Raw genomic sequence first — 20362 nt, 5'->3', positions numbered from 1 at the left:
CCTCTACCTTGTGTACCTTCTACCTGGAGGGGGCAACATGATCAGACCCGTTTTATGGGGCTTGGGCGTCATCGCGGCCATGACTGTCGCGTGGCCGGCTGCCGCGGAAGTGACGCTGAGCTCTTCGAACAACCCGACCGTCGCTCTGGACGAGCGTCTGTCCGCGCTGGTTGGCGCAGAAAGCCGGACCCTGACATCGGTTCGCGGAAAAAGCCTCTCGAGATTGATCGAGGCACCAAAGGCCGGTGGCAAAGGCGCCGATGGCATCTATTCGCGCGACCGCCTCGCATCGCTGCCAAAGGCGGACGGTGGCAAAGAATGGACCTGTCTGACAGAGGCACTTTACTTCGAGGCCCGCGGTGAGACCTTGAAGGGCATCTTCGGTGTCGCCGAGGTCATACTGAACCGGGTCGATGACCCGCGTTACCCGTCGTCGGTTTGCGGCGTAGTCAATCAGGGAACCGGAGAGCGGTACCGCTGCCAGTTCTCCTATACCTGTGATGGCCGCCCTGAAGTGATGAACGAACGACCGGCGCGTGATCTCGTGGGCAAGGTCGCCCGCATGATGCTCGACGGTGCTCCTCGCGTTCTTACGGGCGGAGCGACGCACTATCACACCAAGTCGGTCAAGCCGCGTTGGTCGCGTGTGTTCCCGCGAACGACGACGATCGGGTTTCATCACTTCTATCGGCAACCAGACCGCGTCGCGAAACGCTGAGGCGGACGACAGGCAAGAAACGGCGGCCCAGAGGCCGCCTTTTTTCATTATTGATGATTGCTTTTCCCTGACGTGATAAGTTTCAAAGAGAACAAGAACGAGCAGGCCAATGAAACGGAATCTTTTCGGTACAGACGGCGTGAGGGGGCGTGCGAACACGCACCCAATGACTGCCGAGACAGTGTTGCGGCTGGGAGCTGCTGCAGGGCGGTATTTTCGGCGCGATGGCTCGCCGGCGCATCGCGTTGTCATAGGAAAGGATACAAGGCTTTCCGGGTACATGTTCGAGAATGCGCTGACTGCAGGTTTCACCTCGACCGGCATGAACGTTCTTCTTCTCGGGCCGGTGCCCACGCCTGCCGTCGGGCTTCTTGTGAAGTCAATGCGCGCCGATGTCGGAGTGATGATATCGGCCAGCCATAACCCGCACCAAGACAATGGAATCAAGTTTTTTGGCCCCGACGGTTTTAAGCTTTCCGATGAAGCGGAAGCGGGCATCGAGGCGATCCTTGAAGGCGACATCATGCTCTCGGAGGCCGAGAATATCGGCCGCGCCAAGAGGATCGACGATGGTTTGTTCCGCTATGTCGAACGGGTGAAATCCACCTTTCCGTCAGATCTGACATTAGACGGGCTGAAGGTCGTCGTGGACTGCGCAAATGGCGCAGCGTATCGCGCGGCGCCGCAGGTGCTTTGGGAGCTTGGGGCCGAAGTGATTCCGCTGGGCGTGGCGCCGAATGGGACGAATATCAACAAGGGCTGCGGCTCGACCGATACGCGATTGGCGGCCGAGACTGTCGTAAGTCACGGGGCCGACGTGGGTATATGCCTTGATGGCGATGCGGACCGGATCATGATCCTCGATGAAAACGGCGTCGTGGCCGATGGCGATCAGATCATGGGGCTTTTCGCGGCGCGTTGGGCGGAGGAAGGCCGACTGGCCGGAAATACGCTAGTCGCTACGGTGATGTCGAACCTCGGGCTTGAACGTTACCTTGAACGGAAAGGCATTTCCCTCAAACGGACTGCTGTCGGGGACCGTTATGTCGTGGAAGAGATGCGCGCGGGTGGTTTCAATCTGGGGGGAGAGCAGTCCGGCCATATCGTGATGACAGACTATGCCACCACCGGCGATGGCCTGCTGGCTGGACTTCAGTTTCTGGCCGAGATGAAGCGCACGGGCCGTCCCGCCAGCGAATTGCGCCAAGTCTTCGCTCCGGTTCCGCAGCTCTTGAAGAACGTCCGCTTCGATCCGGCAACGGCACCTCTGGACGCGGTCTCGGTTCAAAACGTCATACGCGATGCCGAAGTGCGGCTGAACGGCAAGGGAAGATTGCTGATCCGGAAGTCTGGGACAGAGCCGCTGATCCGCGTCATGGCAGAATGCGAAGACGACAATCTGCTGGTGGCCGTGGTCGATGACGTGGTCCGGGCCGTGGAGACTGCCTGAGGACGTACGCCCGGCGTGGGAACACAGCGGGAAGTACGGGGGGAAAAACACTCAGCGACAAACGAAAAAGCCGGGCAATCGCCCGGCTTTTCATTGTCTAGGAGGCCAAGGCGTTAGTTCTTCGCCTTGTCCACCATTTTACCCTTCGAGATCCACGGCATCATGCCGCGCAGCTTCTCGCCGACTTCTTCGATCTGGTGAGCGTCGTTATTGCGGCGCGTCGATTTGAAGAACGGCTGGCCGACCGCGTTCTCGGTCATGAAGTCGCGGACGAAGGCGCCGGACTGGATATCCGAAAGGACGTCTTTCATGCGCTTCTTGGTCTCGTCGTACGGCAGGATCCGCGGTCCGCTGACGTATTCGCCGTATTCGGCGGTGTTCGAGATCGAGTAGTTCATGTTCGCGATGCCGCCTTCGTAGATCAGGTCCACGATCAGCTTCACTTCGTGGAGGCACTCGAAATAGGCCATCTCGGGGGCGTAACCGGCCTCGACCAGCGTCTCAAAGCCCATGCGGATGAGTTCGACAAGACCGCCGCAGAGCACGGCCTGTTCGCCGAAGAGGTCGGTTTCGCATTCTTCCTTGAAGTTGGTCTCGATGATGCCCGAGCGGCCGCCGCCGATGGCGGAGCAATAGGAGAGGCCGATTTCCAGCGCCTTGCCGGAAGAGTCGTTGTGAACCGCGACCAGGCAGGGCACGCCGCCGCCTTTCACGTACTCGCCGCGCACAGTGTGCCCGGGGCCCTTGGGCGCCATCATGATGACGTCGACGCCCGCTTTCGGCTCGATCAGGCCGAAGTGAACGTTCAGTCCGTGAGCGAAAGCGATAGCGGCGCCTTCTTTCAGGTTGTCATGGACGTATTTCCTGTAGGTATCTGCCTGAAGTTCGTCCGGCATGGTGAACATCATCAGGTCGCACCATGCTGCCGCTTCGGCGATGCCCATCACTTGAAGGCCTTCGCCTTCGGCTTTCTTGGCCGAGGGCGAGCCCTCGCGCAGGGCCACCACAAGGTTCTTTGCCCCACTGTCGCGCAGGTTCAGCGCATGTGCGTGGCCCTGGCTGCCATAACCAAGAATGGCGACCTTCTTGTCTTTGATCAGATTGATGTCGCAGTCGCGATCGTAGTAAACGCGCATGGAGCTCCCTCTCGTCCCGAATTTCGAAATTCCAAGCGCTTCTAGCGAAACCTGCCGCGGATGCAAGCAGGCAACGCAGAACTGCCGCAATCGCAGTTCTGTCATCCAAGGGTCGATTAACCGCGCTTTAGAGTCTTTTGCCTAAGTCATCGGCCAAAGGAACCGGAATGAACGATCGCCTGGATCTCAAGATCAGAATGCGCAGCCAGATCGATGTTCTGGTCTGGACCCTGATTATTACGGATGCAGCAGTGATCGGGACGGTCGGTTACTATCGCCTGTTTGTGTCGCAGATGCTGTATGAGCCGATTCTGCACCACGCAATCTCCATTGCAGCCATTCTCGGGGGAGGCCTTGGATATTTTGGATGCTGGCAGATCATGCTTGGCCAGAACCATCAGCATGAACTGCGCCAGATGACCGAGACGGATAGTCTGACCGGCGTCCATACCCGGGCCCGGTTTTTCATGGATGCGTGTGCCGTCGACATTTCCAGAAGCAGTGTCCTGATGATAGACGTCGACCGCTTCAAGTCGATCAACGACACCTATGGACATCAGTTTGGCGATGAAGTTCTGGCCCAGACGGCCAAAAGACTGCAGTCAGTGTGCCGGACAGGGGATATTTTGGCGCGCTACGGCGGGGAGGAGTTCATTGTTTGCCTGCCAGTGACATCCTTGAAAACAGCCAAACGTTGTGCAGAACGCCTTCGGTTGGCGGTTGGAGCGCTCGACGTACCCATTGAGAACCGACGGATACCCTTGACTATCAGCATTGGTCTTGCCAGCGGAGAAATTGGCGAAAAGATCGATGGTCTGATCGCACGCGCCGACAAGGCGCTTCTTCTGGCCAAATCAAGCGGCCGCAACAGGGTTGTGACCGAGGAGGATTTCGCGTCCATTGATCCCGAAGAAAGCGTACGTTCGATGCGAAGAACAAGCCGGTTCTGATCTGCTTTAAACTGTGCTTTCATCGTCGCGAAACGAAACGTCATCCGAAGACAAAACGGAGAAGGAAATGGCTGCGCTTAGACAGGATATCGACCCGGAGGGATTGCTGGAATTCTCGGTCGTCTTTACCGACCGTTCGCTCAATCACATGAGCGGGGTATTCCAGGGTGTGATGCGCGACATCTCTTCCATGCTGAAAGATGTCTATCACGCGGACTCTGTTGCTCTGATCCCAGGTGGCGGCACTTATGCCATGGAGGCCGTCGCCCGCCAGTTGGCAGAGGACGAGACGGTGATGGTGATCCGGAATGGCTGGTTCTCGTACCGCTGGAGCCAGATCTTCGATGCAGGAAAGCTGCCTGCGGAAGAGCATGTGATGATGGCCCGCCGGACAGGAAACGAAGCAAAGGCACCGTTTCAACCCGCGCCGATCGAAGAGGTGATTGCGCAGATCGCGGAGAAGAAACCCAGCGCGGTTTTCGCACCTCACGTCGAGACCTCCGCCGGTATGGTTCTGCCAGACGACTACATTGCGCGCGTTGCAGAGGCCGTTCATGCGGCTGGCGGCCTGTTCGTTCTCGACTGCATTGCTTCGGGTTGTATCTGGGTTGATATGAAGGCGCTTGGGGTCGATGTGTTGATCTCTGCGCCGCAAAAGGGCTGGTCCGCCTCTCCCTCGGCCGGGATGGTCATGCTCTCGGAACGAGCGGTGGGCGTGGTGAAATCCAGACAATCGTCCAGCTTCGCGATGGATCTGGGGAAATGGCTATCGATCATGGAGGCTTATGAAGCAGGTGGTCATGCCTATCACGCCACAATGCCGACGGATGCGCTGCGGGCGTTTCGGGATACCATGCTTGAATGCAAGTCCTACGGGTTCGAGCGTCTCAAATCCGCGCAATGGGAACAGGGCGATCGTGTCCGCGCTCACCTTGCCTCGAAAGGCTTCCGCTCTGTTGCCGCAGACGGGTTTGCGGCTCCAGGTGTCGTGGTCTGTTACACCGACAACCCTGAAATCCAGAGCGGTCGAGCCTTTGCCAAGGAAGGGCTGCAGATCGCAGCGGGTGTCCCGTTGCAGGTTGGCGAGGGGGCCGACTACAAGAGCTTCAGGGTCGGCCTGTTCGGAATAGACAAGCTGATGGATGTGGATGCCAGCGTTGCGCGTTTCGAGGCTGCACTGGATCGTATCGTCGGCTGAGCGAGCGTCAGCTTCCCAGTCCGGCGCGCATGACGCCTTTGCGCAGAGGCGCTACGTCGTGAACGAGCGTCAGGCCGAGCGAGCGCAGGGCCTGTACCGGCGGCGCGTCGGACCGGCAAACCCGGTTGTAAAGATCGATTACCCGAGCGCGGGTGTGAATGTCGCGCTCGCGTGACTTCGCGTAGCGATCAAGCCAGGCGCGTTGTCCGATGTCGTCGGGCATTTCCTTGGCGAGTTCGATCAGCGCGCGGACATCGTGCAACGAGGTGTTTAGCCCTTGTGCCCCGATCGGGGGAAGGACATGGGCCGCCTCGGCGACGAGCGCGGTACGTTCGGCAACCAGTTTCGTGGCCCGCCTGGTCACCACCGGCCAGGCTCGACGGGGAGATGCGAGGGTCAGTTGGCCCAGAACTGCGCATGACCGCATAGTCGCAGCTTCTGAAAAGGCCTGATCGTCCAGCGCCATCAGCCGGGCTGCCTCGGGGCCGTCGTTCATCCAGACCACTGCCGAGGCCGGTCGTCCGTTGTGATCCGGCAAGGGAACCAGTGTGAATGCGCCGCCCGACAGGTAGAGTTCGGTAGAGACGTTCCCATGAGGAACGTCGTGTTTCACCGTGAAGGCAAGGGCCTTCTGGCCGTAGCGCGTCGTCTCGGTCGGAATCCCGACCGCCTCGCGCAGGGGTGAGTCCCGGCCGTCGGCCCCGATTGCCAGTCTGGCTCTCACTTTTGTCCCGTCATCGAGCGTGACGATCGCTTCGCGTTCCCTCGTCAGGATTGAGCGAAATCCGGTTCCTAGGCGCAAGTCCGCGCCTGGTGCATCCGCCACGGCTTCGGTCAGAAACTTTCGTGTCAGCCAGTTTGGCAGGTTCCATCCGAAGGCCGCTTCGCCGAGGTCGGACGACTTGAATGCCCGTTCTGTCTTTGGGTGCGGAGGGTCACCGGTACAGTCTATGACCGCGAGGGTTTCCAACGGCGTTGCATAGCGCGCAAGCGCATCCCAGATGCCGAATTCCTGGAATAACTGTAGAGCGGGCTGAAGAAAGGCGGTTGACCTTAGATCGGAGCCGTCGGCCTCGGCGCCAGCCGGGGGAGGTGTCGGATCGGCGATCGTAACCGACAAGCCAAGTCGAGACATGGCCAGCGCAGCGGTCAGTCCGGCGATGCCTCCGCCCGAGATGAAGATATCCGTGTTCGCGCTCATGAGTGGGAAGTTAGGGCGGGGCGAGGGGCAGGGGAAGGCTGCTCAGACCAACTGCGCCAGAAAACCGCCCAGATCGTCAGTATGATGGTGAATATGATCACTTGGCTCGGGTTCGGGAGCGACGTGTACGGTGCGCATACCCATGGCGTGGGGTTCCGCAAGGTTTCTCGGATCGTCTTCGAACATGGCCGCGCGGTCGGGAGCGAAACCATCAATCGCGATGATGGCATCGAATGCAGCGCGCTCTGGCTTTGGCATGAATCCGGCATGCTCCACCCCGTATACGGCATCGAAAAGACCGGACAAACCGCGCGCCGCGATGACACGCTCAGCATAAGGAGCCGAACCGTTCGTGTAGACGATGCGCCGTCCGGGAAGTGCGGAGATGGCATGCGTGAGTTGCGGGTCGTGTTCGAGATGGTCGAGCGAAATATCATGCACATCCGTCAGATATGGGGCAGGGTCGACATTGTGTTCCCGCATCAAACCGGCAAGCGTCGTCCCATAGCGGGCCCAATAGTCCTTGCGCACCTGATTTGCCCGTTCCCGGTCGACACTCAGTGCGCGCATCACCCAATCGGTCATCCGGACCTCGATCTGGTCGAAAAGCCGCGCATGTGGCGGGTAAAGGGTGTTGTCCAGGTCGAAGACCCAAGTTGTCACGTGAGAAAATGCATCCTTTGGCATGGCAATGATCTAGCGCGGACACGGGGCGGCGTCCATCGTGCTTGATCTGGACCGCCGCAGCGCCATAGTCTGGCCTCTACGAAGGAGGCCGGCCCATGCCAGACACGAAACCCGAGCAGAAGGACGCCTATCAGCTTATTCTGCGCGCGATTGATATCGGGACCTACCGTCCCGGGGACCGCCTTGTCGAAAGTGAACTGGCGGAGCGCTTTGGCGTCAGCCGCACGCCGATCCGCGAGGCTCTGCAACGGCTGGAGACGCAATCTCTTCTGGCAAGGGATGGACGATCGCTGATCGTTGCCTCGCTGGATCATAACCAGATGGCGGAACTCTACATGGTGCGGTCCGAACTCGAAGGGCTGGCGGCCAAGCTGGCCGCGCGACATGCGACCGAAGAAGAGGTTCGGTTTCTGAAGGAAATGGTGGAAGAAGACAGGGCGCGCGTCGGAGATCCGGCTGCGCTTGCGCGCACCAACCGGCGGTTCCACCGGCAGGTGCACCTCGCTTCCCACAACCGCTACCTGGTTCAGCAGCTGGACCTCGTTTATCGATCGATGGCCCTGATGGCCACGACCTCTCTTGCGGCCAAGGGCCGTAGCGAGGTTGCGCTGGCCGAGCATGCCGAGATTGTCGACGCGATTGCGCGCGGCGACGGCGAAGCGGCCTCTGCCGCTTTGCGAGCCCACATCAGCCGCGCCTTCGAGGCCCGTCTCAGGCAGGATGCCGAGGAGGCGGCGCGTCGTGATCCTCCGGTCGCGGAGTAGGTGCCCGTCCGTGGGCTGTCTTGTCCCAGAAGAACGGTTTCCAAATCAGTTCCGCATAACCTTTCCATGACGCGATCGCGGCCAAAGGAAAGTACAGATGCATGAGCGGGACCCATTTTATCAGCCATCGGTGACGCGGTGTCGCGACGGAAAGTGCCGCGATGGCAAGGGTCGTGATTTCCGACAGAAGGAAGATCACGCCAAGTCCGATGACGGCTTCCCAGGGCAGAACGGATGAGACTGGATGCGGAAGACCGAACAGCACCAGCCAGAAGGACCAGAGGAAAGGGGCCAGAATGAACTGGCTCAGTGTGCCAAACAACAGGATCTGCAGCCCAAGAAAACGTAGGGCGCCAAGTTCTCCGAGAAGTCTGAGCGGGTCGCGCATGTGTACCGCCCATGTCACCGCATAGCCCTTGATCCAGCGCGAGCGCTGCCTGATCCAAGTGGGTACGAACGCAGTGGCTTCCTCTTCAGTGACCGAGGAGATGAAGGCGACGCGATAACCCCGGCGCGCCAGGCGGATACCAAGATCGGCATCTTCTGTCACGTTGTGGGCGTCCCATCGCCCGATCTGTTCCAGAACACTACGCCTGAAGAACACCGTTGTGCCGCCCAGCGGAATAGCGAAGCCAAGGCGCACCATCCCAGGCAAGACAAGTCGAAACCAGGTAGCGTAGTCGATGGTGAAGCAGCGCGTCAGCCACGTCTGGCGTGCATTGTAGAAATCCAGAACGCCTTGTACGCATGCCGTCTGCGGGCCAGAGGTGCGGAAGGCGTCGGCGACCTTGAGAAGTTGGTCGGGTGCGGGAGCATCCTCAGCGTCGTAGATGCCGACAATATCGCCTCGGCAGAAATCCAGCGCAAAGTTCATGGCGCGGGGTTTGGTCCGAATGATGCCCGAGGGAACGTGGATAACACGCATCCAGCCAGGTAGATGCGCCTTTTCCAGCGCCAAGCGTGTGCGCTTGTCATCCGCTTCCAGTACCAGCAGCACTTCAAGCCTGTTTCGGTCGTATTCCAATTTTTGCAGGCGCGACACAAGCCGACCGGCAATGTCTTGTTCGTCGTAGAGAGGTACGAGAAGCGAGATTATGGGCTGTGGCTCTCCGGGGTTTCTTATGCATCTCTGACTTCGCCATGTCTGGGAAAGGCGTCGTGCGTGTTTCATCTCGACAAGTGCTGATGCCGCTCGGAGAGTCGTGACAGACATCAGAGTCAGTGTTGCCCAGATTGTCAGGAAGATCATGAGAGTGCTTGGTGATGCAACACCCCATAGGGCCAGAAGCAGACCGAGGAAGACCGCAAAAGCGGCAAGCTTTGATCCGGACCACGCCCGACAACTTTCGTTGGCTTGCGTCCGAAGTGCCGCTCGCGCAGCGAGGGTTGGTGCGCGCATTTCCGCAATCTGACGCTCGATTTCATTGCGATTGGCGCGGCAGCAAACCACCGAGCCGAGGGCTTGCTCGAGCGCTGGAAGCGCCGCGTCGAAGTCTGCCCTGCGTTCGACGGCAACCGGGGTAATTGCGCCGGCGGATCGCAATGGAAGGACACCGAGCCTTAACGACGCCTCGATTCCGAGGCGGTCCAGTGCGCGGGCGTCCGGCTTGTGTCGTGTCAGATCGACATTTCCCATGCCCGGGGAACTGGTTTGGGAGGGCGCAACCCTGTTTCGGGGTGAGAGCACTAAGGTCGAAGGTTTAGAAGAGTTCGCATGCAATCCGGACACCGTGGACAGGGACTTGATGCCTACTCCTTGGCGGAACGCGGTTAAAGGTGCCTTAAATGCGGCTGTTCAAACGGTGGTTTTCGGCGCGCGACCGATCGTCGCCAGCCCGACACCAAATAGCGCCAGCAGGAGGGCGATTAGGTTCACGCCGACTGGGCCATCCGCTCCAATTCCATTGAGCGCGATCATCACGAGTCCGGCGCAGGTCAGGATTGCTCCGAACACGGCCTGGGCCTGTCCGGGCAGAGCCGAACCTGCGGTGCGGGAGGCATTTTCGAAGCGCATGAAAATGGCAAGGAACGGGATCATCAGGACAACAAGACCGAACAGCCAGGGAAGGCGTTGTAGCCACCATATCCCGGTTCCGGGTTCAAGTGAGAGGCCAACGCCACCCAGCGTCATGGCAATGCCTATCAGCGCGATCACCGCGGTGATGTGCCAGAGGTAGACAGACATGATCATCTGGTTCAGCAGGATCACAAGCGACCAAGGTGCCGGACGGTGGAGCCAACGATTTATGGGGCCCTCAAGTAGCAGTACAAGACCGATCTGTATCGACCCGACAGCCAGCATGGCCGTGGTTGGCGGGCGGGTGTTTGACACCTCTTCGCCGGGGACAGAGACCATGGACACGGGATATCCAAACGGGCCGATCAGCAAGTAGAGCCAGGCGATTCCAAGCGCGATGAAAGCGACCGCAAGGCCCTTCGAGCCTCCGGTTTCCTTCCACCAATAACCCAATTGGTGAACGGCCAGCCAAACGAACCCATAATTCGACCAGCGCAGCCAGCCCTGATCGAGGCCGAGGCCGATCGCGTCGACGGCAATCGCACCGAGGGCCAGCAGGGCGACGGACAGAAGTCCGAGGCGCTGCCAGACCCACGCCGATACTGGCACGCAAACGGTGATCATGATGTAGACGGCAAGGAACCAGATCGGGACCAGCGCTGCCTGGCTGGCAGCGTCGATCAGTTCGCGTGAGACGCCCATCCGCCCCGCGATGAAAGCCGCGACCGCCCAGAGCAGCACGAGTGGAACTGTGGGCTTCAACAGTCGGGTAAGGCGAGTAGCGGCCCATGTACGGCGCTTTTCGGAGTCTTTCTGTGCCGAGGCCCATGATAGGGCGTTGGAATAGCCTCCGACGAAGAAGAAGACGGGCATGACCTGAAAGAGCCAGGTCGCAAATTGCGTCCACGGTTGTTCGGCCAGAAGTATCGAGAGTTCAAGGTCGCCGTTGCGGATGACGGGTGCGACCAGCAGCCAATGACCAAGGACCACGAAACAGATCGCTACGGCACGGTAGAGATCGACGGCGCGGTTGCGTTTTTCGGGCGTGTTCACCGCAGCCCATCGGGCGCGTGCCAAGATTCCTTTGGGCATTTCCGATGCAGTGCCATCGACCATGAGGCTCTCCGTCTTGAACGATGTTCAAAATGAACATCGTTCAAAATTTAATGCAAGTAGATTCTTCCACTGTTCCAACAGTTATTGGCAACAATGTGACCCTATTGGTCGAATTGTTTCCTAATCAGACTCTTGCGGCCATCGCGTCGGCAAATCGCTCGAACAAGTAGTAGCTGTCCATCGGTCCGGGGCTGGCCTCGGGGTGATACTGGACCGAGAAAACCGGACGGTCTGCCATGCGGATTCCGCAGTTCGATCCGTCGAAAAGGGAAACATGTGTTTCCTTCACGCCATCGGGCAGGGTTTGAGAGTCGACGGTGAAGCCGTGGTTCATAGAAGTGATTTCCACCTTGCCGGTCTCGAGATCCTTCACAGGATGGTTCGCGCCATGATGACCGTGGTTCATCTTGACCGTTTTCGCACCCAACGCCAGCGCCAACATCTGGTGCCCGAGGCAAATCCCGAACACGGGAAGGTCGGACTTCTCCAACACTCCCTGGATCATGGGGACCGCATATTCGCCCGTGGCTGCCGGGTCGCCAGGACCGTTCGACAGGAATACACCGTCGGGGTTCTGGGCCAGAACGTCTTCTGTCGTCGCCGTCGCAGGCAGGACTGTCACATCGCAGCCAGCCGAGGCGAGGCAGCGAAGAATGTTACGCTTTGCTCCATAATCTATGGCCACGACCTTGAATTTTGGCGCAGTCTGGCGGGAATATCCCTCGGGCCAGGCCCACCTCATTTCATCCCAGCGGTAGCTTTGTGAGCAGGTGACATCCTTGGCCAGGTCGAGACCAACGAGGCCGGGAAAACTGCGGGCGGCAGAGATCAGAGCCTCGATGTCGAAATTGCCTTCGGGATCATGGGCCAGAGCCACATGCGGTGCGCCCTGCTGCCGGATCGCGCGGGTCAGGCGACGGGTGTCAATACCGCCGATGCCAATGCGCCCGGTCCGCGCCAGCCAGTCTCCCAGTTCCCCCGTCGAGCGCCAGTTCGACGGCTCTGTTGGATCCCATTTCACCACAAGGCCCTCGGCAACCGGGTCAGACGTTTCGTCATCCTCGGGGTTCACGCCGACATTTCCAATATGCGGGAACGTGAACGTCACCACTTGGCCCGCGTAGGAGGGGTCGGTCATGATCTCCTGGTATCCGGTCATGGCCGTATTGAAGCAAAGCTCGGCCACTTTCTGACCCGTCGCTCCGAAGCCCTTGCCAAGGAACAGGGTTCCATCCGCCAAGGCCAGACATGCGGTCGGTTTCGGCTGCGTGTCCGTCATGTGCGGGTCCTCCGGATGCGTAAACGATCAGCGGTTTACGCGCTTGGCCGGGTGCGGTCAAGAGGTGTGCAGAAATCGCTTATTTATTTAAATCAATGACTTAAGTAATTTATGACCTGTTGCGGCTTTCGGATGGAACGAGTAAGGTCCGGACTCTCGGTAGTGGGATAGACGAGATGGACTTACGAGGCAGGATTGCCGAGGCTTTGAAGGCCGCGATGAAGGACAAGGACGCCGACAGGTTGTCCACCCTCAGGCTGATCAATGCCGCGATCAAGGACCGGGACATCGCGAAGCGGTCCGAAGGTGGTGACGTTGCGGACGCGGGTGTTGGCGACGGCGAAATCTTGCAGATTCTCGGCAAGATGGTCAAGCAACGCCAGGACTCGGCGCAGGCCTACGAAGAAGGTGGCCGCCTTGAGTTGGCCGAGAAGGAATTGGCCGAAATCACCGTCATAGAAGAGTTTCTGCCGCGGCAGCTTGACGAGGTGGAGACCTCTGCAGCCATCGATGCCGCCATTTCCGAAACGGGTGCAAGCTCGATCCGCGACATGGGCAAGGTAATGGGTGCGCTCAAGGCGAAGTATACCGGACAGATGGATTTCGGCGCGGTCGGCCCTGCTGTGAAGGCACGTCTGGGATAAGATTTTCCGGGACGTACTTGGTCTGCGAAGTGTCGGAAAAACGTCGGCACATCGTATGGCAGTTTGCCGGTTTTCTGGGTGATGCTCAGATCGGACGCAGAAATCCGTTCAGTTCCCTGTAGAGGCCTTCACGTTCTTCGGGTGTGAGGAAACTGCCAAGTTCCACTTCGCGGCCCCCGCCACGAAGAGTGAGGTAATTCTCTACCGGGCCATCATTGCGCATGTTGACGCTGACCCAGTGCGGATTGGCCTCCCACTGCAGCACCGGTCCTCGGCTGGGGACGTGCTGAAGGTGAACGCGTTCGGTGGACAGGGTGAGTTCCTCGTGAAGCGACCTGTCAGCGCGGTTGGCCATGATCGCACGCCAGACGGCGGCGATGGCCCCGAGAAAGAACACCATCAGCACCCACGCTACCGGCGAGCCCAGTACCGCGAGCAGTGGCAGTGTCAGCATGAATGACGTCGCGCCAATGAACCATGTGAACCCGCGAGGGGTCAGGGACTGATGCGGCCAGAGTGTGAGCGTCTTTTCGTGCGTGTCGTCGGTCCAGCGGTAGGGCATGGGTCAGCGTTTTGGTTTGAAGGTTCGATGCCACAGTGCGACGAAGATCATAGCGCCACAGAACGCGAGCGCCAGCACCAAGAAGAACCCTGCGACACTTGAAGCGTCATTCACCAGATGAAGCAAATGGGGGCTTTGTATCAGGGTCTGAACGCTGACGAATTGCCAAAACAGAATCATCATCACCGACAGGCTTAAGCCAAGGCCCCAGCTGGCAGTCGCCAGCAGCCTGAGACGCTGTGCCAGCCGGCTGTCAGACCAGCGTCGCACAGCCGCCGCGAACGCCATCACCGCAACTGAGATGACGGCGAGACTCAGGATGTAGTGAAAATGCGCGACGACATAGTACGTGTCATGGAAGGCTGGAACGCTGGACATGGGCTGAACCTAGGTCAGCGGGCAAGGTTCGGAAAGTGCCGCCTTGCAGACCTGCCCCGTTCAGGCCATCCGCCCTTGAAATCCTGAGCTACGGAGAAAGAAAAAGGGCCCCGCAAGCGAGGCCCTTTTCCGTATTCATGTCATGGCGATCAGTGCGCCGGGGACTTGTCCCAGTCTTCTCGCTTGGGGAGCGTTTCGAAGGTGTGCTCCGGCGGCGGGGTCGGCAGTGTCCACTCCAGCGTGTCCGCGTGCTCGTTCCAGTAGTTCTTCTCTTCGATCCGCTTGCCTTTGGTGATCGTGTAGAAGACCACGCCGATGAACCACACGAAGGACGCGAAGGCCAGAAACGCACCCCAGGACGAGACCTCGTTCCAGTAGGCGAAGGCCTCCGGGTAGTCGATGTAGCGGCGCGGCATGCCCTGGCGACCCAGGAAGTGCTGCGGGAAGAAGGTGATGTTCGAACCGATGAACATCGCCCAGAAGTGCAGCTTGCCGGCCCATTCCGGATACTGGCGGCCGGACATCTTGCCGAGCCAGTAGTACATGCCGGCGAAGATGCCGAACACGGCGCCCAGCGACATCACGTAGTGGAAGTGTGCAACCACGTAGTAGGTATCGTGATAGGCCCGGTCGACGCCGGCCTGGGACAGAACGATGCCCGTGACGCCGCCGACTGTGAAGAGGAACAGGAAGCCGAATGCCCAGAGCATCGGCGTCTTGAACTCGATCGAGCCGCCCCACATCGTGGCGATCCACGAGAAGATCTTCACGCCCGTCGGCACCGCGATGACCATCGTCGCCAGCATGAAGTAGGTCTGCTGGGTCAGCGACATGCCGACCGTGTACATGTGGTGCGCCCAGACGACGAAGCCGAGTGCGCCGATGGCGATCAGCGCCCAGACCATCGGCAGGTAGCCGAAGACCGGTTTGCGGGCAAAGGTCGCGATGACGTGGCTGATGATGCCGAAGGCGGGCAGGATGATGATGTAGACTTCCGGGTGCCCGAAGAACCAGAGAATATGCTGATACAGCACCGGATCGCCGCCTCCGGCCGGATCGAAGAACGTCGTCCCGAAGTTACGATCGGTCAGCAGCATGGTGATCGCTCCTGCCAGGACAGGCAGGGAGAGAAGGATCAGCCAAGCCGTCACGAAGATCGACCAGGCGAAAAGCGGCACTTTGAACAGCGTCATGCCCGGCGCGCGCATGTTCAGGAAAGTCGTGATCATGTTGATGGCGCCGAGGATCGAAGAGGCACCCGAGAGGTGCACCGCGAAAATGGCGAGGTCCATGGACCATCCGGCCTCGGAAGTCGACAGCGGCGGATAGAGCACCCAGCCCACGCCCGAGCCGAGTTGACCGTTACCGCCGGGCGAGACCACGCTTGCGATTGCCAGCGAGGAACCCGCAACGTAGAGCCAGTAGGACAGGTTGTTCATCCGCGGGAACGCCATGTCGGGCGCGCCGATGTGCAACGGCATGAAATAGTTGCCGAAACCGCCGAACAGAGCCGGGATCACCACGAAGAACATCATCAGGATGCCGTGGGCAGTGACGACCACGTTCCAGATATGCCCGTTGGGCGTGCAAGTCTCGACCGTTGCGGCCGAGAGGAGGCGCGCACCTTCCGAGCACATGAATTGTACGCCGGGGTCTTTCAGTTCCATCCGCATGTAAACGGTGAACGCTACGGCAATGAAGCCGACGATCCCGGAGGTGAAAAGATAGAGAATACCGATGTCTTTATGGTTCGTGGACATGAACCAGCGGGTGAAGAACCCGCGTTCGTCGTGTCCGTCGTGCCCGTGGGCGGCGGCGTCGGCCATGTAGGTGCCTCCTGAAGCTCCCGAAACGTTTCTTGACGGAGTCATCCCTCCGCTTCGTATTCGCTTTTACGGATGCGAAGCGGAGGGGGCAATGGGGGAGGTGACGCTGAGGCGGGTAAAATTGTCTCAGGTGAGTGGTGCAAAGTGTCGCGAATGAGAGGAAGACGCGTCGCCTGGGCGCTGGACAGACCCGGCGTGAGTGCCTGAAGATGATACGATCGGGGAGGAGGCCAGTCATGGAAACGGCAACGCAGCATAGGGGACTGGACCGGGAGGCGGTCGAATCCTACTGGAAAGACGGATATCTTTTCCCGTTGAGCGGGCTTTCGGAGAAAGAGGCCCGCGCGGCGCGCATGGAACTCGAAGCGTTGGAGCGTGAGTGGCTGGACAACGGATTGCCGCTCCCGCTGAACACGTACAAACGCGTCAACGCGCATGTGGTGATTCCCATGGTGGCGAGGCTGTCGAGAACGCCGGCCATTCTTGATGCCGTAGAGGGCATTCTGGGCCCGGACATTCTGATCTATGCGGCGGAGCTGTTCATAAAGGAAGCGCGTACCAAGCAGATCGTGACGATGCACCAGGACCTGACCTATTGGGGGCTTGGCGCCATCGACGGCATGGTGACGGCGTGGCTGGCGTTGTCGCCGGCGTCGCCCGAGTCCGGCTGCATGGACTTTGTGAAAGGTAGCCACAAGAACCCGATCCTGCCGCACGAGGACACGTTCGATGCGAATAACCTCTTGTCCCGGGGGCAGGAGGTGAAGGTCGATGTCGCGCCGGAGGACCGGGTGCCGATCGTTCTGCAACCGGGCGAGTTCAGCCTGCATCATGGGCTGACGATCCATGGCTCGGGCCCGAACGTCTCGGATGACAGGCGGATCGGGGTGGTCGTTCGCTATATCCGGCCTGATATGAAGCAGGAAACAGGGATGCGCGATTTCGTAATGGCGGCGCGGGGCGAGGACAGGTTCCGGAACTTCGAGCACTTGCCCGCGCCCGAATCGAACTTTTCGGTCGAAAGCCTTGCGATCTATGACGAAATCCGCGCCGAGCAGACGAAGATCCTGATGCGGGACGCGAAGGGGAGTTCTTCCGTTTACGGCTGATCCGTGCCACCGGGCGTCGGGAAGATGTCGGCGAAGGTTTTCTTGAGCGCCACGTCGACGTCTGCCATCGTGACCGGCAGCCCCAGGTCGACCAGCGACGTCACGCCGTAATTGCGGATGCCGCAGGGGACGATTCCGTCGAAATGGCTGAGGTCGGGTTCGACATTGATCGACAGGCCATGAAACGAGACCCATTTCCGAAGGCGAATCCCCAATGCGGCGATCTTGTCCTCTCGCTGGCTTCCATCCGGCAACGGCGGTTTCTCGGGGCGGGGGACCCAGACGCCGACCCGGCCATCGCGGATTTCGCCGTGCACGTTGAATTCGGCCAGCGCCGCGATGATCCAGCGTTCGAGGTCGTGGACGAAACGGCGCACGTCATGGCCGCGTTTAGCGACATCGAGCATCACATAGGCCACGCGTTGCCCGGGGCCGTGATAGGTGTATTGCCCGCCGCGCTTCGCGGTATAGACCGGAAAGCGGTTCGGATCGGTCAGATCGGCGGGCTTGGCTGAAGTGCCGGCGGTGTAGAGCGGCGGATGCTCGACCAGCCAGATCGCCTCGGAAGCCGTGCCCTCGCGGATCGCCGTGGCACGTGTCTCCATTTCGCGCAGAGCGTGCTCGTAGTCGGTCAGGCCGGGGGATATGATCCAGTCGATCATTGGATATCCAAAAAAGGTATCTTAAGGCGCGGAGCTTGGGTCCATTTCCGGACGATTTCGGAACCGTATACCCTGAGGGAATTGCCATGGAAACCAAGGCCGCCGCAATGCCCGTCGAGTCCCTCTCCTGTCTTTGGCGCGATTTCCCCAAAAAGCCTCTTCACATCGTCTGTGCGTGAAGCTATGTACGCCCGCACCAAGCCTGACAGTGCGGTCGTGGCGGAATTGGTAGACGCGCAGCGTTGAGGTCGCTGTGGGGTAACTCCCGTGGAAGTTCGAGTCTTCTCGACCGCACCATTTCTTCATCCAGATCATTGCTCTTCCCTGCCGTCTGGCGGATGATCCGTGCGTGTCGGCACGACCGGGCGTTTCGTAGGCTGGAGACTGATATGGCGTTGGATACAGGCAGCAATGACATCTTTATCTGCGGCGCGGCGCGGACCCCATTGGGCGCGTTCCAGGGTGCATTTTCTGGCATCAGCGCGACCGAGTTGGGCGCGCGCGCCATATCAGCGGCACTGGCCGATGCCGGGTTGGCTCCGGAGAACGCGGGCGAGGTTCTGATGGGGAACGTGCTGCCTGCGGGTCTGGGCCAGGCGCCCGCGCGGCAGGCGGCTCTGGGAGCGGGTGTGCCGGTTTCGGTACCCTGCACCACGGTGTCCAAGGTGTGCGGGTCCGGCATGAAGGCGGTGATCCAGGGATACGAGGCGATCCGCGCCGGGTCGGTTACCAGTGTCATCGCGGGCGGCATGGAGAGCATGACGAATGCGCCTTATCTTTTGCCTGAGGGGCGCGCCGGGGCGCGGATCGGGCATGGGCGAATACTGGATCACATGATGCTCGACGGTCTTGAAGATGCCTATGACATCGCCTCTGACGGCACACGTCGGTCGATGGGCACTTTTGGGGAGGATTGCGCAGAGCGTTACCAGTTCACTCGTGATGAACAGGACGCCTATGCCGTCGAGAGCGTGCGACGGGCCAAGGCAGCGGCCGACAGCGGCGCTTTCGGATGGGAAATCGCGCCGGTCACGGTGAAGACGCGCAAGGGCGAGATGACGGTCGATGCCGACGAGGGACCGCAACGGATAGATCCCGACCGTATTCCGGGCCTGAGACCCGCATTCAAGAAAGACGGGACGATAACGGCGGCTTCGTCGTCGTCGATCAATGACGGCGCAGCGGCGCTCGTGTTGGCAAGTGGCGCCGAGGCGGCGCGGCTGGGGCTGACGCCGCTGGTCCGGATCGTGGGGCATGCTGCCTATGCCGGCGAGCCGGGCTGGTTCACCACCGCACCGATCTTCGCTAAGGAGCGGCTGTTCGCCAAGACCGGGTGGAACGTGGATGATATTGATCTGTTCGAGATCAACGAAGCCTTCGCTGTCGTCGCCATGGCGTCTATGCGAGAGGTCGGTATTCCGCATGAGAAACTGAACGTCCACGGCGGCGCGGTGGCGCTCGGGCATCCGATCGGCGCCTCGGGGGCAAGAATCATCGTGACGCTGCTGGGCGCGATGAAAGCGCGGAATGCGAAGCGCGGCGTGGCCTCGATCTGCATCGGCGGTGGCGAGGCGACAGCCATCGCTGTTGAAGCCGTCTAGGAAGGGTTCTTGTCCTCAGGCTCGTAGTCGGCCGGGTCGAACTTGACGAAGAACTGCAGGAACAGGTGGACGCCGCAGGCTCCGAAGATTGCGGCCCAGATCATTGCACCGTTCGAAAGCTCGAACAACGCCCAGCCAATGCAGAAGGCTGTAACGACCACCCTGCGCCACAACGGTCTGAAGATCGGATGGCGGACTTCGAAAAGGCTGTTCTTGCGGTTTGCCATGATCGGCAGGTCTAGGCGCGACACGCCGTTTTGTCCACAGCCGTGCTATCGGAGCAACTCGCTCAGCAGATCCACATAACTGACATCGGGGTCGAACTTGCCGTTTCGCAGAAACAGGATGGTTTCGCGGATAACGATCGGGTCGTTCATCATAAAGGTATGCGTCACAGGCAGGACGATGTGATCGGACATGCCGGGAAGGCGGGTCGATTCGACCGAGACCTTGCCGTCGTCGGGACCCTCGATCAGGTAGGAGTAGACCGGGTTCAGGGATTGGTCGCCGGCGATCACTCCGATTTCGACGGCGGGCAAGCCAAGTTGGTTCGGCACACTGTCCGGGTCCGTGCCGAGAACGTGTCCGACGGGGCCGTTGATCCATTCGAAGGCGTCCAGTTCACCCAGGACATCGACAAGTTCCGAGCCGCTGTTCGGTGGTCCGATCATCACCACGCGACCCATGATCTCGGGCCGGTTGTCTTGCAGCCAGGCGCGGATCAGGATGCCGCCCAGCGAATGGCCGACGAAATGGGTCCGCTCGCCGGCGCATTCCTTGACGGGGCCATCGAGCGCCTCGTGGACGAGGACGTCGAACGGTTGTTTGCGGGAGGGGTAGCCGTGGTTCACGGTCTTGAAACGGGCGGCTTCAAGCCGGTTTGCCATGATGGCCATGGAGGCCGGGCCGCGGGCCAGACCATGAAGCAATACTACGCAATCCGCCGACGCCGCCGATGTCGCGGACATGAAGGAAGCAAGAGCGATCCAGAATTTCATCGCGGAGCCTGGTGACACCATACCCATAGCTTACACCTGAGAAGTATGGCTTTCAAAATCAAGCGC

At 60.1% G+C, this 20362-nt stretch carries 20 protein-coding genes and 1 tRNA gene; 9 read left to right on the top strand and 12 right to left on the bottom strand.

Translation table 11 applies throughout. The features are described from left to right. The first annotated feature begins 37 nt into the window (after positions 1-37). Both ACKLNI_RS13965 and glmM read left to right on the top strand, forming a co-directional pair. Positions 38-718, top strand: a complete 681-nt coding sequence (locus ACKLNI_RS13965; protein WP_413719688.1) for a cell wall hydrolase — start codon at positions 38-40, stop codon at positions 716-718. A gap of 109 nt (positions 719-827) precedes the next feature. Further along, a complete protein-coding gene (gene glmM, locus ACKLNI_RS13960) occupies positions 828-2168 on the top strand; it encodes a phosphoglucosamine mutase (RefSeq protein WP_413719687.1) in 1341 nt (446 codons plus the stop codon). Positions 2169-2281: 113 nt separating this feature from the next. Here the strand turns inward: glmM and ilvC are convergent, their stop codons facing one another. Next, entirely contained in the window at positions 2282-3304 is a 1023-nt protein-coding gene (gene ilvC / locus ACKLNI_RS13955; protein ID WP_413719686.1) for a ketol-acid reductoisomerase, read from the bottom strand. Positions 3305-3471: 167 nt separating this feature from the next. On the opposite strand from ilvC, the gene ACKLNI_RS13950 reads away from it, so the two are divergent. Together ACKLNI_RS13950 and ACKLNI_RS13945 are read left to right on the top strand one after the other, a co-directional pair. Next, on the top strand, positions 3472-4254 hold the full coding sequence (locus ACKLNI_RS13950) for a GGDEF domain-containing protein (RefSeq protein ID WP_413719685.1): 783 nt from the start codon (positions 3472-3474) through the stop codon (positions 4252-4254). Between the two features lie 67 nt (positions 4255-4321). Further along, complete coding sequence (locus ACKLNI_RS13945; protein WP_413719684.1) at positions 4322-5452, top strand: aminotransferase class V-fold PLP-dependent enzyme; 1131 nt, start codon at positions 4322-4324, stop codon at positions 5450-5452. Between the two features lie 7 nt (positions 5453-5459). On the opposite strand, the gene ACKLNI_RS13940 is transcribed toward ACKLNI_RS13945, so the two are convergent. Both ACKLNI_RS13940 and ACKLNI_RS13935 read right to left on the bottom strand, forming a co-directional pair. Further along, positions 5460-6653 carry an FAD-dependent monooxygenase gene (locus tag ACKLNI_RS13940; protein WP_413719683.1) on the bottom strand — a complete coding sequence of 398 codons (1194 nt, stop codon included), beginning with the start codon at positions 6651-6653 and terminating at the stop codon, positions 5460-5462. 42 nt (positions 6654-6695) lie between these two features. Further along, entirely contained in the window at positions 6696-7340 is a 645-nt protein-coding gene (locus tag ACKLNI_RS13935; protein ID WP_413719682.1) for a pyrimidine 5'-nucleotidase, read from the bottom strand. A gap of 95 nt (positions 7341-7435) precedes the next feature. Between ACKLNI_RS13935 and ACKLNI_RS13930 the strand changes: the two genes are divergently transcribed. Continuing rightward, entirely contained in the window at positions 7436-8104 is a 669-nt protein-coding gene (locus tag ACKLNI_RS13930) for a GntR family transcriptional regulator (protein ID WP_413719681.1), read from the top strand. On the opposite strand, the gene ACKLNI_RS13925 is transcribed toward ACKLNI_RS13930, so the two are convergent. The 3 genes from ACKLNI_RS13925 to carA form a co-directional block, all read right to left on the bottom strand. Next, complete coding sequence (locus ACKLNI_RS13925; RefSeq protein WP_413719680.1) at positions 8052-9740, bottom strand: glycosyltransferase; 1689 nt, start codon at positions 9738-9740, stop codon at positions 8052-8054. The genes ACKLNI_RS13930 and ACKLNI_RS13925 overlap by 53 nt on opposite strands. Before the next feature lie 159 nt (positions 9741-9899). Continuing rightward, a complete protein-coding gene (locus ACKLNI_RS13920; RefSeq protein ID WP_413719679.1) occupies positions 9900-11237 on the bottom strand; it encodes an acyltransferase family protein in 1338 nt (445 codons plus the stop codon). Between the two features lie 124 nt (positions 11238-11361). Further along, positions 11362-12516, bottom strand: a complete 1155-nt coding sequence (carA, locus tag ACKLNI_RS13915; RefSeq protein ID WP_413719678.1) for a glutamine-hydrolyzing carbamoyl-phosphate synthase small subunit — start codon at positions 12514-12516, stop codon at positions 11362-11364. 176 nt (positions 12517-12692) lie between these two features. Here carA and ACKLNI_RS13910 point away from each other — a divergent pair, with 176 nt between their 5' ends. Continuing rightward, entirely contained in the window at positions 12693-13160 is a 468-nt protein-coding gene (locus ACKLNI_RS13910; protein WP_413719677.1) for a GatB/YqeY domain-containing protein, read from the top strand. Positions 13161-13245: 85 nt separating this feature from the next. Here ACKLNI_RS13910 and ACKLNI_RS13905 read toward each other — a convergent pair whose 3' ends face one another. The 3 genes from ACKLNI_RS13905 to ctaD all read right to left on the bottom strand — a co-directional run bounded on the left by ACKLNI_RS13905 (position 13246) and on the right by ctaD (position 15926). Beyond that, on the bottom strand, positions 13246-13722 hold the full coding sequence (locus ACKLNI_RS13905) for a DUF2244 domain-containing protein (protein WP_413719676.1): 477 nt from the start codon (positions 13720-13722) through the stop codon (positions 13246-13248). A gap of 3 nt (positions 13723-13725) precedes the next feature. Further along, complete coding sequence (locus ACKLNI_RS13900) at positions 13726-14100, bottom strand: hypothetical protein (RefSeq protein WP_413719675.1); 375 nt, start codon at positions 14098-14100, stop codon at positions 13726-13728. Positions 14101-14249: 149 nt separating this feature from the next. Then, positions 14250-15926 (bottom strand): cytochrome c oxidase subunit I, encoded by a 1677-nt coding sequence (gene ctaD / locus ACKLNI_RS13895; RefSeq protein ID WP_413719674.1) that lies wholly within the window; start codon positions 15924-15926, stop codon positions 14250-14252. Between the two features lie 236 nt (positions 15927-16162). On the opposite strand from ctaD, the gene ACKLNI_RS13890 reads away from it, so the two are divergent. After that, positions 16163-17035, top strand: a complete 873-nt coding sequence (locus tag ACKLNI_RS13890; RefSeq protein WP_413719673.1) for a phytanoyl-CoA dioxygenase family protein — start codon at positions 16163-16165, stop codon at positions 17033-17035. Here ACKLNI_RS13890 and lipB read toward each other — a convergent pair. Beyond that, a complete protein-coding gene (lipB, locus tag ACKLNI_RS13885; protein ID WP_413719672.1) occupies positions 17026-17697 on the bottom strand; it encodes a lipoyl(octanoyl) transferase LipB in 672 nt (223 codons plus the stop codon). The two genes, ACKLNI_RS13890 and lipB, sit on opposite strands and share 10 nt — an antisense overlap. A gap of 210 nt (positions 17698-17907) precedes the next feature. On the opposite strand from lipB, the gene ACKLNI_RS13880 reads away from it, so the two are divergent. After that, a tRNA-Leu gene (locus tag ACKLNI_RS13880) sits at positions 17908-17994 on the top strand. 92 nt (positions 17995-18086) lie between these two features. Further along, entirely contained in the window at positions 18087-19298 is a 1212-nt protein-coding gene (locus tag ACKLNI_RS13875) for an acetyl-CoA C-acyltransferase (RefSeq protein WP_413719671.1), read from the top strand. Here ACKLNI_RS13875 and ACKLNI_RS13870 read toward each other — a convergent pair. Both ACKLNI_RS13870 and ACKLNI_RS13865 read right to left on the bottom strand, forming a co-directional pair. Beyond that, positions 19295-19549 (bottom strand): hypothetical protein, encoded by a 255-nt coding sequence (locus ACKLNI_RS13870; RefSeq protein WP_413719670.1) that lies wholly within the window; start codon positions 19547-19549, stop codon positions 19295-19297. The genes ACKLNI_RS13875 and ACKLNI_RS13870 overlap by 4 nt on opposite strands. Before the next feature lie 21 nt (positions 19550-19570). Beyond that, positions 19571-20317 carry an esterase/lipase family protein gene (locus tag ACKLNI_RS13865; protein ID WP_413719669.1) on the bottom strand — a complete coding sequence of 249 codons (747 nt, stop codon included), beginning with the start codon at positions 20315-20317 and terminating at the stop codon, positions 19571-19573. Between the last annotated feature and the right edge of the window lie 45 nt (positions 20318-20362).

The organism is Silicimonas lutimaris (genome assembly GCF_047314965.1).
Classification (GTDB): domain Bacteria; phylum Pseudomonadota; class Alphaproteobacteria; order Rhodobacterales; family Rhodobacteraceae; genus JAVJUV01.
The sequence above is the reverse complement of the archived record's forward strand: the minus strand, read 5'-3'. Positions and strand labels throughout refer to the sequence as shown.

Bases quoted from the DNA above. Each gene is read 5' to 3' on its own strand.
- ACKLNI_RS13965 (WP_413719688.1), top strand. From the start codon at position 38: ATGATCAGACCCGTTTTATGGGGCTTGGGCGTCATCGCGGCCATGACT.
- glmM (WP_413719687.1), top strand. From the start codon at position 828: ATGAAACGGAATCTTTTCGGTACAGACGGCGTGAGGGGGCGTGCGAAC.
- ilvC (WP_413719686.1), bottom strand. From the start codon at position 3,304: ATGCGCGTTTACTACGATCGCGACTGCGACATCAATCTGATCAAAGAC.
- ACKLNI_RS13950 (WP_413719685.1), top strand. From the start codon at position 3,472: ATGAACGATCGCCTGGATCTCAAGATCAGAATGCGCAGCCAGATCGAT.
- ACKLNI_RS13945 (WP_413719684.1), top strand. From the start codon at position 4,322: ATGGCTGCGCTTAGACAGGATATCGACCCGGAGGGATTGCTGGAATTC.
- ACKLNI_RS13940 (WP_413719683.1), bottom strand. From the start codon at position 6,653: ATGAGCGCGAACACGGATATCTTCATCTCGGGCGGAGGCATCGCCGGA.
- ACKLNI_RS13935 (WP_413719682.1), bottom strand. From the start codon at position 7,340: ATGCCAAAGGATGCATTTTCTCACGTGACAACTTGGGTCTTCGACCTG.
- ACKLNI_RS13930 (WP_413719681.1), top strand. From the start codon at position 7,436: ATGCCAGACACGAAACCCGAGCAGAAGGACGCCTATCAGCTTATTCTG.
- ACKLNI_RS13925 (WP_413719680.1), bottom strand. From the start codon at position 9,740: ATGGGAAATGTCGATCTGACACGACACAAGCCGGACGCCCGCGCACTG.
- ACKLNI_RS13920 (WP_413719679.1), bottom strand. From the start codon at position 11,237: ATGGTCGATGGCACTGCATCGGAAATGCCCAAAGGAATCTTGGCACGC.
- carA (WP_413719678.1), bottom strand. From the start codon at position 12,516: ATGACGGACACGCAGCCGAAACCGACCGCATGTCTGGCCTTGGCGGAT.
- ACKLNI_RS13910 (WP_413719677.1), top strand. From the start codon at position 12,693: ATGGACTTACGAGGCAGGATTGCCGAGGCTTTGAAGGCCGCGATGAAG.
- ACKLNI_RS13905 (WP_413719676.1), bottom strand. From the start codon at position 13,722: ATGCCCTACCGCTGGACCGACGACACGCACGAAAAGACGCTCACACTC.
- ACKLNI_RS13900 (WP_413719675.1), bottom strand. From the start codon at position 14,100: ATGTCCAGCGTTCCAGCCTTCCATGACACGTACTATGTCGTCGCGCAT.
- ctaD (WP_413719674.1), bottom strand. From the start codon at position 15,926: ATGGCCGACGCCGCCGCCCACGGGCACGACGGACACGACGAACGCGGG.
- ACKLNI_RS13890 (WP_413719673.1), top strand. From the start codon at position 16,163: ATGGAAACGGCAACGCAGCATAGGGGACTGGACCGGGAGGCGGTCGAA.
- lipB (WP_413719672.1), bottom strand. From the start codon at position 17,697: ATGATCGACTGGATCATATCCCCCGGCCTGACCGACTACGAGCACGCT.
- ACKLNI_RS13875 (WP_413719671.1), top strand. From the start codon at position 18,087: ATGGCGTTGGATACAGGCAGCAATGACATCTTTATCTGCGGCGCGGCG.
- ACKLNI_RS13865 (WP_413719669.1), bottom strand. From the start codon at position 20,317: ATGGTGTCACCAGGCTCCGCGATGAAATTCTGGATCGCTCTTGCTTCC.